This window comes from Rhodococcus sp. WY5 (assembly GCF_018588185.1).
Lineage (GTDB): Bacteria > Actinomycetota > Actinomycetes > Mycobacteriales > Mycobacteriaceae > Rhodococcus_F > Rhodococcus_F qingshengii.
The window spans coordinates 4693113-4708654 of the sequence record NZ_JAAMPR010000001.1; the positions used below are offsets into that span (position 1 = coordinate 4693113).

17 protein-coding genes are annotated in these 15542 nt (G+C 62.4%); 9 read left to right on the forward strand and 8 right to left on the reverse strand.

Translation table 11 applies throughout. The features are described 5' to 3' along the window. Positions 1 to 40 precede the first annotated feature (40 nt). A complete protein-coding gene (locus G4D79_RS21610) occupies positions 41 to 1198 on the forward strand; it encodes an isochorismate synthase MenF (RefSeq protein ID WP_020969440.1) in 1158 nt (385 codons plus the stop codon). Positions 1199 to 1205: 7 nt separating this feature from the next. Here the strand turns inward: G4D79_RS21610 and G4D79_RS21615 are convergent, their stop codons facing one another. After that, a complete protein-coding gene (locus G4D79_RS21615) occupies positions 1206 to 1604 on the reverse strand; it encodes a DUF1801 domain-containing protein (RefSeq protein ID WP_020969439.1) in 399 nt (132 codons plus the stop codon). Positions 1605 to 1804: 200 nt separating this feature from the next. On the opposite strand from G4D79_RS21615, the gene G4D79_RS21620 reads away from it, so the two are divergent. Together G4D79_RS21620 and G4D79_RS21625 are read left to right on the forward strand one after the other, a co-directional pair. Then, positions 1805 to 2752 carry a hypothetical protein gene (locus tag G4D79_RS21620; protein WP_214514365.1) on the forward strand — a complete coding sequence of 316 codons (948 nt, stop codon included), beginning with the start codon at positions 1805 to 1807 and terminating at the stop codon, positions 2750 to 2752. Between the two features lie 48 nt (positions 2753 to 2800). Continuing rightward, positions 2801 to 3457 (forward strand): DUF3105 domain-containing protein, encoded by a 657-nt coding sequence (locus tag G4D79_RS21625; protein WP_003942235.1) that lies wholly within the window; start codon positions 2801 to 2803, stop codon positions 3455 to 3457. A 34-nt stretch (positions 3458 to 3491) separates the two neighbouring features. Here G4D79_RS21625 and G4D79_RS21630 read toward each other — a convergent pair whose 3' ends face one another. Next, on the reverse strand, positions 3492 to 3956 hold the full coding sequence (locus G4D79_RS21630; protein WP_003942246.1) for a hypothetical protein: 465 nt from the start codon (positions 3954 to 3956) through the stop codon (positions 3492 to 3494). Next, the gene (gene dapB, locus G4D79_RS21635; protein ID WP_007735114.1) at positions 3953 to 4708 is read right to left on the reverse strand and encodes a 4-hydroxy-tetrahydrodipicolinate reductase; all 756 of its coding nucleotides are present in this window, start codon (positions 4706 to 4708) and stop codon (positions 3953 to 3955) included. The genes G4D79_RS21630 and dapB overlap by 4 nt, the downstream gene beginning before the upstream one ends. Before the next feature lie 111 nt (positions 4709 to 4819). On the opposite strand from dapB, the gene G4D79_RS21640 reads away from it, so the two are divergent. Continuing rightward, positions 4820 to 6859, forward strand: coding sequence for an ATP-binding cassette domain-containing protein (locus G4D79_RS21640; protein WP_214514366.1), 2040 nt, complete (start codon positions 4820 to 4822; stop codon positions 6857 to 6859). After that, entirely contained in the window at positions 6856 to 7590 is a 735-nt protein-coding gene (locus G4D79_RS21645; protein ID WP_214514367.1) for an energy-coupling factor transporter transmembrane protein EcfT, read from the forward strand. Before G4D79_RS21640 ends, G4D79_RS21645 begins: the two co-directional genes overlap by 4 nt. On the opposite strand, the gene G4D79_RS21650 is transcribed toward G4D79_RS21645, so the two are convergent. Beyond that, positions 7556 to 8212 carry a TetR/AcrR family transcriptional regulator gene (locus G4D79_RS21650; RefSeq protein WP_007735111.1) on the reverse strand — a complete coding sequence of 219 codons (657 nt, stop codon included), beginning with the start codon at positions 8210 to 8212 and terminating at the stop codon, positions 7556 to 7558. The genes G4D79_RS21645 and G4D79_RS21650 overlap by 35 nt on opposite strands. 225 nt (positions 8213 to 8437) lie before the next feature. On the opposite strand from G4D79_RS21650, the gene G4D79_RS21655 reads away from it, so the two are divergent. Beyond that, positions 8438 to 9385, forward strand: coding sequence for a metal-dependent hydrolase (locus tag G4D79_RS21655; protein ID WP_054188550.1), 948 nt, complete (start codon positions 8438 to 8440; stop codon positions 9383 to 9385). Beyond that, entirely contained in the window at positions 9385 to 10545 is a 1161-nt protein-coding gene (locus G4D79_RS21660) for a hypothetical protein (protein ID WP_054188551.1), read from the forward strand. Before G4D79_RS21655 ends, G4D79_RS21660 begins: the two co-directional genes overlap by 1 nt. A gap of 44 nt (positions 10546 to 10589) precedes the next feature. Here G4D79_RS21660 and G4D79_RS21665 read toward each other — a convergent pair whose 3' ends face one another. Next, positions 10590 to 11639, reverse strand: a complete 1050-nt coding sequence (locus G4D79_RS21665; RefSeq protein ID WP_050655770.1) for a biotin/lipoate A/B protein ligase family protein — start codon at positions 11637 to 11639, stop codon at positions 10590 to 10592. A 276-nt stretch (positions 11640 to 11915) separates the two neighbouring features. Here G4D79_RS21665 and G4D79_RS21670 point away from each other — a divergent pair, with 276 nt between their 5' ends. Further along, positions 11916 to 12071 (forward strand): hypothetical protein, encoded by a 156-nt coding sequence (locus tag G4D79_RS21670; RefSeq protein WP_003942131.1) that lies wholly within the window; start codon positions 11916 to 11918, stop codon positions 12069 to 12071. Positions 12072 to 12090: 19 nt separating this feature from the next. Here the strand turns inward: G4D79_RS21670 and G4D79_RS21675 are convergent, their stop codons facing one another. From G4D79_RS21675 to G4D79_RS21685, 3 genes are all read right to left on the reverse strand, one after another. Further along, on the reverse strand, positions 12091 to 12906 hold the full coding sequence (locus G4D79_RS21675) for a MerR family transcriptional regulator (RefSeq protein ID WP_308252602.1): 816 nt from the start codon (positions 12904 to 12906) through the stop codon (positions 12091 to 12093). A 52-nt stretch (positions 12907 to 12958) separates the two neighbouring features. Continuing rightward, positions 12959 to 13465: a glyoxalase/bleomycin resistance/dioxygenase family protein gene (locus G4D79_RS21680; RefSeq protein ID WP_039973461.1), complete on the reverse strand. Its 507-nt coding sequence runs from the start codon at positions 13463 to 13465 to the stop codon at positions 12959 to 12961. A gap of 71 nt (positions 13466 to 13536) precedes the next feature. Then, positions 13537 to 14718 (reverse strand): GDSL-type esterase/lipase family protein, encoded by a 1182-nt coding sequence (locus G4D79_RS21685; RefSeq protein WP_054188552.1) that lies wholly within the window; start codon positions 14716 to 14718, stop codon positions 13537 to 13539. 108 nt (positions 14719 to 14826) lie between these two features. Between G4D79_RS21685 and G4D79_RS21690 the strand changes: the two genes are divergently transcribed. Further along, complete coding sequence (locus tag G4D79_RS21690; protein WP_030535586.1) at positions 14827 to 15402, forward strand: TetR/AcrR family transcriptional regulator; 576 nt, start codon at positions 14827 to 14829, stop codon at positions 15400 to 15402. Positions 15403 to 15542 lie beyond the last annotated feature (140 nt).

The following is a 15542-nucleotide window of genomic DNA, read 5'->3' on the forward strand; positions in this document are numbered from 1 at the left end:
CTCAACATAACAAGCAATCTGTCGAACTGGAAGGGTGTCCATGTCAGCACTCGCCGAAGTCTCCGAATTCCCGTTGCGCAACAACCGGACTGACGATGAAACGGACTCCGTTTTCCTGCTCTCACGTAGGCAAACGTCGATCCGCACTTCGGGAGTAGTCGAAGAATTCGACTCGGCCTTCGACGCTGCCGAAGCCCTCAAGACCGGGCGCATCGACTCGGTCGTCGGCGCCCTGCCGTTCTCCCCGGAGACGCCGTCCGCCCTCACCGCGCCACTGAGTTTCACACGAGTCCGCGGTGATCTATATCACTCGAACATCCCGTCATTACCCACTTCGCGGGTAGCCGGATTCGAACCCAGCCCGCAGATCCACACCGACAGGGTCCGCGGAGCCATCGAACGACTTCGAGCAGGCGAACTCGACAAAGTTGTCCTCGCACGCTCCCTGACCATCGAGGCCGAGTCCACGATCTTCCCCGCCGCTCTGGCCGAGAAACTGATTGCACTCGATCACGCGCACAACGGTTTCTGCGTCGACCTGTCCCCCGCCGGAGGAAAGTACCGCGGGCGTTCGCTGGTCGGTTCGACGCCCGAGGTTCTGATCGAAAGGCGAGGCGGCGTCGTCACCTGCCACCCGCTGGCGGGCTCGATTGCACGCCATCCGAATTCGGATCAGGACGAGGCGAATGCCGAGCAACTCCGCGCGTCGACCAAAGATCTGGCCGAACACGCGTTTGTCGTCGACTCCATCAGCGCGATACTCGGACCACTGTGCACGTCCTTCAATGCACCCAGCGCACCGGAAATCCTTCGGACACCGCAACTGTGGCATCTCGGGACCAAGATCGAAGGTGTCCTGATCGACCCGAGCCTGACCTCGCTCGAACTCGCAATGGCGCTGCATCCGACTCCCGCTGTCTGCGGCACACCGACGGTCGCCGCACGCGAGCACATCACCGCAACCGAAGCCGATCGTGGGTTCTATGCCGGTGCCGTGGGCTGGTGCGACCGGACTGGAGACGGCGAGTGGATGGTAGCTATTCGTTGCGCCGAGATCGCAGCAGACGGCCTCTCGGCGCGGGCCTACGCCGGCGGCGGCATCGTCGCTACTTCCGACCCGGAAATCGAATTGAGAGAGACCAGTACAAAATTCCGCACGCTACTCAGTGCGTTCGACCTCGCTGAACATCATCTCTGACAGGGCGTCACTTCTTCGAGGTGTTCAGGGCAATCGCGGCGTGAACGAGTGCCTTGAACGCCTTTTCGTCGACGGCTTGGCCCTCGTGGAAATCGATCGCCCGTCGCGTATTGCCCTCGAGGCTGGAGTTGAAGAGTCCTGAAGCGTCGTCGAGTGATGCGCCTTTGGCAAAGGTCACCTTCACTGCGCTCTTGTAAGTCTCACCGGTACAGATCATTCCGGCGTGGTACCACACGGGAACACCTCGCCACTTCCATTCCTCCACCACATCCGGATCCACTTCTTTGATCAGAGTTCGTATCCGGGCGAGCATCTCGCCCCGCCAGTCTCCGAGTTCCTCGATTCGCTGGTCGATCAACCGAGACGGGGAATCTGCGCCTTGCTTGTCGGACTCACTCTTCGCCATCGCTTCGTCACTTCCTGCTCGTCGCCGCCGATCTCCGGTGAGTCGAGTATCCCCTCCTGCACGCGGATTCACTCGGTGAATCACTGACGCATCACGACGTCTCGGCATAGGCGATTTCTTGCAGTTTCTGTCAAAGTGAGACGGACGTCCAGTATTCTCTGGGTACTAAGTCCCGATTCTTCGGCCTGGAGGACTGCATCGTGATCTGGAATCGACCGCTCACCCACTCAGTCGCTTGGGCTGCCGGATCGGTTGTTCTCGCCGCCGCGATTGTCGGCGTTCACACTGTTCCTGCGGCGGCGCAACAGGCCCGCGTCTTCGACGTACTGTGCACACCCACCGATGCAGGCCTTTCCGAGCTGTCCGGACTCGCCGTCACCGCGGCCGGGATGTACGCAATCGGCGACAGCGGCTCCGACGATCGGGTCGCCGAACTCGATTCGAACTGCCACGTGCAGCGCTGGATCAGCGTGGGCACCCCTCGTGTCGACGTCGAGGATCTGTCGTCGACTCCCGACGGCCACCTGTGGCTGGCAGACATCGGCGACAACAACGCGGTACGAACGTCGGTCGGGCTGATCGAACTCGATCCGGCTTCAGGTGCGGCGACCTCCTACCCCCTGGTCTATCCCGACGGCGCGCACGACGCCGAGACACTACTGATCCAGAGCGACGGGGTTCCCGTCATCGTCACCAAGGACTACCTGGGTGCAAGCGTGGTCTACACAACCGCTGAGCGACAGCAGGTTCAGGATCTGAGTACGGGCTCGCCGACCATGTTGGCCAAAGTAGGTCAGCTCAGATTTACTCCCACCCTCACACCCGGTGGGCCCGTCCCCCACGCCGGAACGATGGCTGTCACCGGCGGCGCCGTGAGCAAGGACGGCACGGTGGTAGCGCTCCGCACGTATACCGACGCTTACCTGTACGCAGCTCCCGACGGCGATATCGTGAAAGCGTTGAACACCAACCCGATTCGCGTCTCCCTTCCCGACGAGCCACAAGGTGAGGCGATCGCGTTCGACGCTGCCGGTGATCTGATCAGTGGCTCCGAGGCATACCGAGGGCCATTACCACCAATCCGAATTCTTCGCGGCGCCAGCGACATCGCACTGTCGGGCGGAGCGAGCGGCTCTCTCGGGTCGTAGTCGATTCGCGTCCCCGGGAAAGCGGACAGGCGCCGCTATCATGGCCGAGTGAACAAACAACTTCGAGCGACAGTGGTGGTCTCGGCAGTTCTCGCACTGGCTTCGTGTGCGAATTCCCTCGAAGGATCACCGCGCCCGGATGCGTTTGTTCCGAGCATCGACAACCCGGATCCGTCCGAAGCCATCGACGGAGTTGTCACGGTCGACTACCCAGCAGCCCAACACGTACGCCCGAACGAACGCGTGGCGTACACATATTCACCGCCCTTCGGCGGCCGTCATGACTCGGTCTGGGCAAACTGCACCGGAGTTGTTTATCCACAAGCGATTCGGACCGAGAATGCGGTCCATTCTCTCGAGCACGGGGCCGTGTGGATCACGTACAACCCCGACCTCGTCTCGAGCGAGGATCAGGCTCGCTTGGCACAGCGAGTCGAGGGCATGAGCTACACGTTGATGTCGCCGTATCCGACCCTGGATTCGCCGATCTCGCTGCAGTCGTGGGGCCGTCAGCTCAAGCTCGACAACGCCGCGGACGCGCGCATCGATCAGTTCGTCTCGGCTCTGCGCGTCAACCCGAACACGTATCCCGAAGTGGGCGCGACCTGTTCGGTGCCGGTGACGAGCTTCGACCCGAACAACCCGCCGCCATTCGACCCCACCACTCCGGATCCGTCATCTCCCACAACTGTTCCGGAACGGTAGCGTCTCAGCAGGCCCCGCTTCGCGGCGTAGACACCTACTTGCCTCGTGAACGGCGTTCCAGTTCGACTGCCCGTCGCATGGTTTCCCGAGCCCGGCTTCGGTCACCGGCATAGTCGTAGGCGCGAGCAAGTCGGAAGTTCTGCTTCCAGTTGTCCGGGTCTGCTTCCCAGTCGACCTTGATCTGGGCGAACAACTCGTCGGCAGCCGCTCGCTCGATCCGGCCCGAAGGCAATTTCGGAAGCGCAGACGCGTCGACAGCGAGGCCCTCGTCGTGAATCTGCTGCGCGAGGCGCTGGTGCGTGAAGCCGGCACGGAGCGTGGCGATGACGAGCCACAGCCCCAGGAACGGCAGGATCAGCACGCCGATCCCTAGACCGATCGCGGCGCCGCCACCGTCCTGGATGAGCTGGATTCCGCGCTGGCCGAGCAGCACGAAGTACACCGCGAGCGCGATGCAAATCGCGACGATCAGTGCGACGGTGCGGGTGGTCTTGTTCATAGATCGAGAAAGGAATCGATACCGACCGTCAGACCCGGACGCGAGCCGATCTGGCGGACACCGAGCAGAACGCCCGGCGCGAACGAATTCCGGTCGATCGAGTCGTGGCGAATGGTCAGCGTCTCGCCCTGAGTTCCGAGAATCACTTCCTGATGCGCAACCAGTCCGGCCATCCGCACGGAGTGAACCCGGACGCCGTCGACGTCGGCTCCACGCGCACCCTCGAGCTCGGTCGTGGTGGCGTCAGGGCTGCGTCCCACGCCTGCTTCCGCGCGAGCCTCGGCGATCATGGCGGCCGTTCGGTATGCGGTGCCCGAGGGAGCATCTGCCTTGTTGGGGTGGTGAAGTTCGATAACCTCGACGGAATCGAAGAAGCGCGCCGCGGCAGCCGAGAAGCGCATCAACAGCACAGCACCGATGGCGAAGTTCGGGGCGATCAGAACACCCGTTGCAGGCTGGGCGTCAAGCCAGGACTGCACAGTCGCAAGCCTGGACTCGTCGAAACCGGTGGTGCCGATCACTGCGTGAATTCCGTTGGCCACGAGAAATTCCAGATTTCCCATGACGACGTCGGGGTGCGTGAAATCGACCACTACCTGAGTGCGGGTGTCGACAAACGTCTCGATGCGATCACCGGTGTCGACCTGAGCGACGAGTTCCAGATCGGGAGCAGCTTCCACTGCCTCGCAGATCGCTCGACCGACCTTGCCCTTGGCTCCCAGAACCCCGACCCTGATGGGTGCTGCACTCACGTCTTCCACGCTCCGTCCGATGCATTGTTTGAGGTGAAGCCTACGCAATCACCCCGATGCGCTCACCATCAGTCGGGCGGGAGTTATGTCACCACTGGCACACTGGACGTAGTGAGCAACCGTCCGCAAGTCCGCGAAACCGGCAACCTTCGACCACTCGAGTTGGCAACGGGTGCCGTCATGGCCGGATTCACGGTCGCGTTGTCCGTGATTGCCACGGTCATCCCCATGGCCAGCGCCCTCAACCTCGTGGCCGCCGTTCCGATGGGAATTGTTGCCCAGCGCTTCCGAGTCCGCGCCGTGACGACGGCCGGTATCTCGGCCACGGCAGTCGCCTTTGTCGCGGCGGGTTCGGGATCTGCGGCGGCGGTCGCATTGAGCGCTCTCCTCGGCGGAATCATCGGTACGGTCAAGCGGCGCGGTCTCGGCTTCGTCTCCGCATTGCTGTCGTCATTGGTCATCGGGCCCGCGCTGGCGTTGTTCTCCATAGTCCTGTTGCTTGTTCTCGCTCCGCTGCGCACCTTGTTGTTGACCTCGCTCGAGAACACCGCGTTGGGCGTGGCCGAGATCTTGAAGCGTGCCCCCACACTGGTCGGCGCAGCCGAATGGATCGAGAACAGCATCGGCTCGATCATCGACTACTGGTGGTTGTGGATCGGCGTGTCCATCATCTCCGGAATCGTCCTCAGTACCGTCGTCTCCTATTTCGTCCTCGGCGCCGTCCTCGACCGATTGGCTGCACTCCCTTCGGCCGACCCGCTCCAGACAGCACCCGACGACCGTCCGATCGATCCGCTGCCGGTCACTTTCGATCACGTGGGCTTCACCTATCCGGGTGCAACGACACCGGCCCTCGTCGACGTCAACTTCACCGTGCGACGAGGAGAGTTCGTCACCGTCGTCGGCCACAACGGCTCGGGCAAGTCCACACTCACCCGGTTGCTCGCCGGTCGCGCGCCGACTGTCGGGACGCTGACGAGACCCGGGTCCGCCGGTCTCGGCCGACACGGCGGAACCGCCGTCGTCCTCCAACGACCCGAAAGCCAGATCCTCGGAACCCGCGTCGCGGACGACGTCGTCTGGGGGCTCCCCCCCGAGTCGCATCCCGACGTCGATGCACTGCTGGCCGAGGTGGGACTCGCGGGCATGGGTATGCGTGAGACCTCCGGGCTGTCCGGTGGCGAGATGCAACGTCTGGCTGTTGCAGCCGCGCTGGCGCGGCGCCCCGCTCTGCTGATCGCGGACGAAGCCACCGCGATGGTCGATCAGGCCGGCCGGGAGGAATTGGTCTCGCTCCTTGCCGAACTTCCGCGACGCCACCCGATGGCCGTGGTACTGGTCACCCATCACCACGCCGACACCCGCAACGCAGATCGGGTGATTCAACTACAACGCGGACGGCAGATCGATCACCAACCCGGTTGGATGACGTCGACGTTCGGGGGTCCTCCGTCTGCGCCGTGGCCGGTCAGCACTCGAGCTGTCCTCCAACTCACCGATGTCACCCACACGTACAACGACCGGACTCCGTGGTCGCGGCGCGCCTTGTCGGACGTCAATCTCACAATCGGCGACGGCGACGGGCTGCTGGTTCTGGGCGGCAACGGTTCCGGTAAATCGACTCTGGCCTGGATCATGGCGGGCTTGATCGCACCGAGCAAGGGAACCGCAGTCTTCGACGGCAAACCCGTCTCACGCCAACTCGGCACCGTCGGTCTCACGTTCCAGCATTCGCGACTGCAGCTGCAACGCCGAACCGTCGCCGAAGACATCGAGGCCGCCGGAGGTCCGGAGATCGGATCGGTGCAAGTCTCGTGGGCGCTCGACGCCGTCGGACTCGACCGTCACACCGCCGGCCGCAGCATCGACGAGTTGAGCGGCGGACAGATGCGACGCGTCGTCCTGGCCGGTCTCCTCGTGCGCCAACCGCGGGTACTCATCCTCGACGAACCGCTGGCCGGTCTCGATCCACCCGGTCGACACGAAATCCTGAACGTACTCAGGTGGATTCGTCGGGACGGAACCGCAGTAGTCGTCATCTCCCACGATGTCGACGGCATGGACGCCGTGTGCAGCAGAACAATTCGACTGTCGGAGGGTCGCATCCTCGACCCTGCCGCCAGCAGCGCCTTGGAAGGATCGACGACGTGACAACACTTCTGCGCGAAGTCCCGACTTCATCGCCGATCCACCGATTGTGGGCCGGAACGAAGATCGTTGCCGTCGTTCTCGTCAGCATCGTGGTCGTGACCGCTCCGTCCTGGCCGGCGATCGGCGTCGTACTCGGATTGTTGTTGCTGACCGCGGTGATCGGACGCATCCCCCCGACTGCAGTTCCGCGACCTCCGTGGTGGTTGTGGGCGCTGATCCTGCTCGGCGCGTTGATCAATCTTCCGATCGGCCTCGACGCAGTGTTCATCTACCTGCAAGCTGTGACGTTCGGTCTTGTATTGCTCTGCGTCTCACTGATGTTGGCATGGACCACGTCGATGAGCGATGTGGCGCCGGCACTGGCAACGCTCGGTAGACCGCTGCGATTCCTCAAGATCCCGGTCGACGAGTGGGCGATCGCGACGGCCCTCTGCATTCGTTCACTTCCGCTCTTGATCGACGAGATGCTCACCCTGGTGGCGGCGCGACGACTACGCCCGAAAGCTGTGGTCAACAGCGCTGTCGACAATTCGATAGTCGATCTGATCACCACGACCATGTCGGTGGCAATTCGGCGCTCTGCCGAGATGGGTGAAGCGATCTCCGCTCGCGGGGGCACCGGTTTGATCGCGGCGTACCCCAAGCGCCCTCAGCTCGCCGACCTGTTCGCGCTGATCGTCGTCATCGCCGCGTGCGTCAGCGCGGTTGTTTTGACTCTGGTTCTGCGCTGATCGGATCACCGCTGACAGAATTTCCCTGGGCGATGATCGCAGAACCCATCCAGCGCCGTAGGTATCGCCGCAGTTCCTCGTCGCTCCGCTTCGGGTCGCCGGGCGCGAGGAAAAACGACTGCATCGTCCGCAGGACGTATTCGACCAGTTCCTGAAGTGATGCGTCGTCGTATCCGAAACGCACCCAGTCCACGTCGAAGCGGGTGATCATCGCCATTCCGAAGGCCTGCGCCTCCTGAGAGGTCAGACCCTCGGGATGAAGACTCGAATTCGTGCTGGTGAGCAGAATGCCGAGATGCGGCGTTCGGTGGACCTGGGTCAGGGTGTAGACGACACCCTCGGTCATCGCCTCGACGGGATCTTCGATGCCGCTCACGTGTGTGGTGAGCCGATCGAGGTAGCCGTCGACCGACGCGATTGCAGCTGCCCGCATCAGAGCGTCGGCGCTGGGGAAGTATCGATACACGGTCTGCCGGATCACGCCCAGTGACTCGGCGACGTCGCCGATGCTGATTTCCGAACTCGTCCGTCCGATCAACTCGACCGCGGCCTCGACAATGCGACGAGACGCATCTTCGTCACTGTCCGGTGGATTGCCGCCCCACCCACGCCTTCGTGCCACTGCCCACTTCCTCGCTCGAACGAGGCTCGAACCATGTCTTTGCGCTCGAAGTCCAAGAGCCACAGGCTAACACAGGCAGGTTTTGCATCTGCGCCCCTCGAATTCACTCCCCTCGCCGAAAGTGAACATACAACTGCACACCAATATGTATGATTACCGCCACACGTGGCTTCGAGTGCCAGAGCGGCCACCTGACCAGCCCCTCCGAAAGACGAGGTTCGACAAGTGACCAACCTTCAACCCCGAAAAATGGACTTCGGATTCGAGGATCAGGACGTTCCCTTCCTGTGGAACCCGGAGAATCCGGCCTGGTCGAGCATGTCCAACGCGGTCTCGTTCCTGGCCATCGGTTTCGAGAAGATGATCGTGAAGATGATCATGCAGACCAAGTCGCGGATCAGCGATCCTGAGGTGGCCGAGGAAGCCGTGGCGTTCATGCGTCAGGAAGGCCATCACTCGACCGCGCACCGCCAGCATGTGAAGGCTCTGATCAGGCGCTACCCCGGACTGCAGAACACGCTCGACGCTGTGATCGGTGAATTCGATCTACTGACCGAGGCGACCTCGCTGAACTACCGGCTTGCATACACCGCAGATCTGGAGGCGACCTTCACACCGGTGTTCAAACTGATGCTCGACAACGAGGCGACCTTGTTCCGTCCGGGAGACGACCGCGTCGCGTCGCTGTTCATCTGGCACTTCGTCGAGGAGGTCGAGCATCGCAGCTCGGCACTGATCATCTTCAATTCCGTTGTCGGAAGCGAGCTTTACCGGATGCGAATGGCGCCGTCGATCTTCGCACACGTCATGAAGGTGATTCGTATCGCCTGCGCAGGCTTCAACCAGCACGTTCCGCTCTCCGAGCGGCAAGTCGACTCACTGTCGATGTTCGCCACCCACCGCACCAAGCAGAAGATTCTGACGTCGTTCGCTCCGTATCTGACCAAGGGCACGATGCCTCGCGCCTTCGATCACCTTCGACTCGGAGAACAACTCGTCGCACTCGGCGGTGTCTTCCGCAGCCAGATGCCCAATCACAACCCGGACCACGAGAAACTCCCCGCACTCGCCGACCAGTGGTTCAAGCGTTACGACGACGGCTACGACTGCACACGCTGGTACACCGCCGAATCTCAGGCACAAGCCGAGTCGATCACGTCAGGGGCCAACTGATGGCAGAACACTGCTCCCCCACGTTCTCCCAGCTCGCAACAGAACTCGGTTTCTCCTGTCAGGAAGCAGGTGGACTCGTCGAGTTCCGTAACCCGGCGGCGCTGGAGAACTGGACCCTGCCCGTCCTCGAATGGACCATCATCGTCGGCTCGGTGCTCGCACTGGTCCTGGCGATCGTGCGGTTGCGCCGCAACGGCGACCCCACCAATCTGGTTCTCTGGTTCGGCGCCACCGCCTACCTGTTCATCATCGAGCCGCCGCTGTACTTCCCGGCGGCGTTCGGCATCGAAGAACAAGTGGACACGATGTTCGCGCACAACGTGTTCACCGTCGACTTCATGTGGGGTCGACTGCCGCTGTACATCGTTGCCATCTATCCACTGATGGCGACGTTGGCCTTCGAAATAGTCAGAATGCTCGGCGTTTTCCGCAAATACGGTCCACTACTGGGCGCTGTCTGCGTCGGCTTCGTCCACCATGCGTTCTACGAAATCTTCGACCACCTGGGGCCCCAGTTGCGGTGGTGGGAGTGGTCGACGTCGAACCCGATCAACCAACCCATGTTCGACGCGGTTCCACTTCCCAGCGTGGTCGTCTTCGCCGCGCTGTGGCCGATGTCGTTGGCATTCTGCGTCCAGTACTTCGTCGGACGGCACGTCGATGCCGGCAAGCACTTCTCCGGACTTCAATTGGTATGGCGCACCATCGTGATCGGCCTGCTGGCCTCGCTGGGTACGTTCATTCTCCCGCTCCCGGCGACGGTCTTCGGTATGGGAAGCGACACTGTCCGCGGGTTCCTCTACGCCGCTGAACTTGCAGTCCTCACAGTGGTCGCGATCGTGGTTCTCGTCCGCCAATGGACGCACCTGCGCTCGGCAGAATCGAACACTCCTGAACACACCAACAGGTTCGTGCAGATCTACAGCGTGGTGTACCTGGTTGTCATGGCCGTCCTGTGGGCGAGTGCGCTTCCCGACTTCTTCGACGCGGTCGACGGTTCCACCAGCGCTGGAGATCCCATCGGGAACCTCTGGTACACAGTGGCGTGCTTCGTCATCGCAATCCTGTGCGTGAGCGCAACTTTCACCATTCCGAAGCGGAACTCCGGGACGGCCGACGCCGAGCTCCTCGGGGCAAACTCAGCGACTCCGGCTACCTAGGCGACCGGGACGAGACCGCTCGGGTCTCGTCCCGGTTTCTCGGTTCACGGGACGCGGTGAGTCCACTCTTCGGTTCTGAACTTCGTGTCCACCAGCTTGCGCGCCTGCTCCAACTCCGGGTCCGTGTAATCGCTGTCGTGGGTGTCGTATTGACCTCGGAAGTGCTGCGCAAACGACTCCAGGATTGCTGCACGCGTCATTCCGGTCTGCGAACGCAGCGGATCGACGCGCTTGGCCGCACTCTTGGTTCCCTTGTCCGACATCTTCTCTCGTCCGATTCGCAACACCTGCGTCATCTTCTCAGCGTCGATGTCGTAGGCCATGGTCACGTGATGGAGCACAGTGCCGGACGCGAATCGCTTCTGAGCGGCGCCGGCGATCTTGCCCTTGTCCGAGGCGATGTCGTTGAGCGGCACATACCGAGCGTTGATACCGACCTCGGCAAGCGCTCCCATGACCCACTGATCGAGAAACGCGTAGGACTGCTCGAAACTCAAACCCTCGACCAATGACGCCGGTACTGCCAACGAGTACGTGATGCAGTTGCCCGGTTCCATGAACATCGCGCCGCCACCGGAGATTCGGCGCACCACCCCGATGCCGTACCGCGCAGCCGCCTCGGAGTCGACCTCGTTACGCACGGACTGGAACGATCCGATCACGACCAAGGGCGAGTCCCAGTCCCAGAAACGCAATGTCGGCGGACGCTCACCCGATGCGACCTCACGCGCGATGACCTCGTCCAGCGCGACGTGCATCGCGGGATCGAGAACCACCGGCGGGATGAGGTCGAAGGTGTGATCCGCCCAGCTCGTGGCGTGGCCGAGTGCGCGCCGGATCGCGATGCCGACCGACTGCGGCGTGAAGCCGATCATCGAGACGGACTCGTCGAGCGCAGTGGAGATGGCATGCGCCAACTGTTCTGCATCCGAGTCGGCGGGCATTCCGCGCAACGCCGCGTTGATGTCGTCGAGCGCGCTGTCGGGCTCGAGGAAGAAGTCCCCCGAGACTGCGACTTCGGACAGCCGACCGTCCGCCACCTCGACGTCGACCGCGACCAGTTTTCCACCAGGAACCTTGTACTCTCCACGCATCCGTCCAGCCTATCCCTGCGGGATTCTCTGCGGTGAGCGCCGTCGAAGATCACACCGCGCGCGCAGTGCGCATCCGTTCGGAAGGCAGGGCGACCAAGTAACCACACCTGTAAGTCGCTGCGGGGCTGCATAATCGCGCGGACGGGACCGCACGTGTCGACCCCTGGCAATTTGGCCGAGCAACGGCCCTGCTTCTGCCGACAGGCGAGATGATCTCTGTGGTGGGAGGATTGCCGCAACGAGCCAACTCCCTGGCGAGCCACAACGGAGGTAGACATGAAGGTCCCGGCGTTCCACTCGACGGTTCCTTCGGATCTCGACGTCTATCACGACAACGAAAGCTGCATTTTGGCCGCGCGCATCGCAGTGTCCCATCGTGCGCCCGGAGTCGACGGCCGACCGTGGTGCACTGCGTGTGCGTCTTTGGACTGACGAGCGACCACCAGTTCACTCACACCCACGTCGCCGATTCGGGGACAACCCCGTTGGCCCGAGCATTCGCATCGATGACAGCGCGGAGCCACACTGTCAGACCGGTCTCGACCTGCTCGTAGAACGCGGTGAATCTCGGATCGGCCACGTACATCCGTCCCAGACACACCTGCATCGAATGTGTGCAGTCGAAGTAAACCCCGATCGACGCTCGGTGCCGTTCTGCCAGCGAATTCGCCTCGGCGCTTCCCGGTTCGACTCCGGACCGGCACGCCAGCGCCAGGTCTTCGTTGAGCATCTCGACGCAGTCGGCAATCTTCTGCCAATCCTCAGCGGTCCTACCCGCCGACCGTTCCGCGTGCTGCGCCCACTGCGCACTGTCACCCCAACGCTCGTGCGCCTCAGGTCCCCATGACGGCTGCCAGTGTCGGCCGAAGATCGAGACCTGCTCGTGTGCCGGCAACAGCACACCCGACTTCCTGGCATCGATGATGCGATCCAAGGACTCGCCCAGTTCCTCCAAGTCGGCTATCCGTTGCCGCAACTCGGCGCGCTGCCCACGCAGCGTCTCGTCCACGTGGGCTGCGGGCGCATCGAGCAATATCCCGATCTCGTCGAGCGACAAACCCACGTCACGGTAGACAAGCACCCGGCCGATGCGGCCGAGGTCCGCGTCGGTGTACAGCCGGTAGCCCCCGTCACTGCGCCCGGACGGGCGCACCAAACCGATTGCGTCCCAATGATGAAGGGTACGTACGGTTATGCCTAGTCGTGATGCGGCAGCACCGACAGTGAGAGCACTGTCTGCCTCGTCTCCGAAGAGTTGGTCCGTCACGTGATCCAGTCTGACAGACGCGGTTCGGGAGGCCACAGCGTCAGACCTCGGTTCAGTCGTCGGGTCCGTCAATTCCCATCCCTCGCAGATGCTCGGCCTCGGCACTGTTCGGGTCGTACGGACGAGCGGCCGTCATGATCACGCGCGCGTTCTCCGGTGTCACAATCTCCAACTCCAGTGAATTCCACGGCTTCAGATGTGGACCGCTGGTGCATCCGGGCCGCAATTCCTCACACGCCTGTGCTATCTGGTCCATCTGACTCAGCACACACGCAAAGCTCACACTGACGGACGGTGGTGAATCTGCACATTCGCCGGGCACGAGCAGAACGTCTTGAAATGCCCAGCGTCGCAGGTGCGTCAGTCGATCCGGTACCGAAAAGAGGTCGAAGAAACCGAGCCCACGGATCCAGAAGTCGGCCGATTCGGCCAGATCCGATGTCGGAACCGACACGAACATGGGCATTCCGTAGAGACCTCGGAACTGTTCCGGAGGCACGGCGTCTATAGCGGGGACAGGGACGGGGCTGATGTCGAATGCTGGGTAAGTATCGGTCATGAAGTCATCGTGAGCCCTCACGCTACGTCAGGGTCAAATCGTGTGAAATCCGATCGAACCAGATTGCGCGATCACACCGAGCGTGCGAATGCGCCGTCGTCTGCGAATACCCGTTGGGCAAAGCGTTCGCCGATGAGACGGTGCGTCGCAGCGTCCGGATGGAGCTGATCGGGAAGCGGCAACTCTTCGTTCTCGGCCGCACCATAGAGATCGCACCCGTCGACGTAATGCAGATTGGGATCATCCGCCGATCGCTGGGTTACGATGCGCGCCAACTCTTCCCGAATAGAGCGCAGCGTCAGCTTTCCGGCTGCGCGCTCGGCGGGATCGCCGGTAGCAACGAATCGCATTTCGCCTCTGGCAAGCGCGTCGAAATCGAATGCACCAGGTCCAGGCGTGTCTTCGTGAATCGGGCAATAGACAGGCGAGACGACCAGCAGTGGAGCCACTGGATGGCCGTCGCGGACCGTGTCGAGGAAGCCGTGCATTGCCGACGTGAAGGCCCGCAGGCGCATCACGTCGGAGTTGACCAGATTGATGCCCATCTTGATGCTGATGAGGTCGGCAGGAGTGTCTCGCATAGCGCGGGCGACGTACTGGTCCAGCAGAGCGCTGCCGCTGAACCCGAGGTTGATCAGATCCACGCCGCCGAGGGAGGCTGCGAGAGCAGGCCAAGTGCGGGAGGGACTTTCAGCGCCGGAGCCTTGACTGATCGAGCTTCCGTGATGGAGCCACACATCACGCTTCGTGCCGACTGCGAGTTCGAGCGGGGCGTCGGTTCGCAATGCGACAAGTTCGGTGGTTTCGTTGTGCGGCAACCAGATCTCGACGGTCTTGGATCGCGCGGGCAAGTCCGCGAAGCGGATGGTGCTGACGGGTCCGGATTGTCTCTGAGCGGTACCGGTCGCCATGTCGATCGTCACCGTGTTGCCACCCTCAGCGATTGCGTGCCCGGTTGGTTCGCCGTCGACGATCAGATCGTACACCCCTTGCGGCCTCGGCGGAGCACCGATGTAGATCATTTTCGTGGGCAGAGTGTCGAGTTCGATGGCCGTAGCGCTGGTTCGGAACACCAGCCGCACTCCGGACGGTTGTGATTGCGCCGTTGCCATCTGCCCGTCAGCGAATTGCGTGCGAGCTCTGGCAGGCAGACGGTGTGTCAGCACACCGCGTTCGGTCCGCTCGAGCTCGAGGGCTCCGCGCACGATGTCCTCGGAAATTGCGGTAGTAATCCAGCTGCTCTGGCTGTTCATCTCATTCACCTGTAGATAAGTTGCGAAGGTTTTAACTACAGCACACAGTAATTTGCCTATACTATTTAGGCAAGCGGTTTCACTTCTCGACGAACAGGACCAACGGACATGCCTCGCGCAGGACTGACACCCGAACGCCTCGCCGTGGCGGGCGCCGAATTGGCCGACGAGGTGGGCTTCGAGCAGGTGACCGTATCGGCGGTCGCCAGAGCGTTCGACGTCAAGGTCGCAAGCCTGTACTCGCACGTGAAAAGTTCGAACGACCTCAAAACCAGAATCGCGCTGCTTGCCTTGGAAGAGATGGCCGACCAGGCTGCCGACGCCGTGGCCGGTCGGTCCGGCCGCGACGCCTTGACCGCCTTCGCGAACGTGTACCGCAACTACGCGAGGTCACACCCTGGTCGGTACGCCGCGTCACAGATGCGCCTCACCCCGGAGGCCGCGGCCGCGAGCGCGGGTTTCAGACACTCGCAGATGATGCGATCGATTCTGCGCGGGTACAACCTCACCGATCTCGATCAGACCCACGCAGTTCGGTTGCTCGGCAGCGTTTTTCATGGGTACGCCAGCCTCGAGCTGGGTGGATCGTTCAGCCACAGTGCACCGGACAGCGCCGAAAGCTGGGCAAGAATCCTCGAGGCTCTCGATTCGATGCTGACCAATTGGCCAGCGTCGAGTCCATGACCAGGCGTGATTCTTGCGCGCCAAGTTCTTGCGCCACTTGGTGATCGCACACGGCCAAGAAACCTCGGGCCCACCCCAGGAGCGGCGCCACACAATCGCGCGCTCCCGCAACCACAGGTCGCACTGGGACAGAAGAAGGT

What these genes read in the sequence shown, in the direction of transcription:
- G4D79_RS21610 (WP_020969440.1), top strand. Translation starts at nt 41, where the DNA reads ATGTCAGCACTCGCCGAAGTCTCCGAATTCCCGTTGCGCAACAACCGG.
- G4D79_RS21615 (WP_020969439.1), bottom strand. Translation starts at nt 1,604, where the DNA reads ATGGCGAAGAGTGAGTCCGACAAGCAAGGCGCAGATTCCCCGTCTCGG.
- G4D79_RS21630 (WP_003942246.1), bottom strand. Translation starts at nt 3,956, where the DNA reads ATGAACAAGACCACCCGCACCGTCGCACTGATCGTCGCGATTTGCATC.
- G4D79_RS21660 (WP_054188551.1), top strand. Translation starts at nt 9,385, where the DNA reads ATGGCAGAACACTGCTCCCCCACGTTCTCCCAGCTCGCAACAGAACTC.
- G4D79_RS21665 (WP_050655770.1), bottom strand. Translation starts at nt 11,639, where the DNA reads ATGCGTGGAGAGTACAAGGTTCCTGGTGGAAAACTGGTCGCGGTCGAC.
- G4D79_RS21670 (WP_003942131.1), top strand. Translation starts at nt 11,916, where the DNA reads ATGAAGGTCCCGGCGTTCCACTCGACGGTTCCTTCGGATCTCGACGTC.
- G4D79_RS21680 (WP_039973461.1), bottom strand. Translation starts at nt 13,465, where the DNA reads ATGACCGATACTTACCCAGCATTCGACATCAGCCCCGTCCCTGTCCCC.
- G4D79_RS21685 (WP_054188552.1), bottom strand. Translation starts at nt 14,718, where the DNA reads ATGAACAGCCAGAGCAGCTGGATTACTACCGCAATTTCCGAGGACATC.
- G4D79_RS21690 (WP_030535586.1), top strand. Translation starts at nt 14,827, where the DNA reads ATGCCTCGCGCAGGACTGACACCCGAACGCCTCGCCGTGGCGGGCGCC.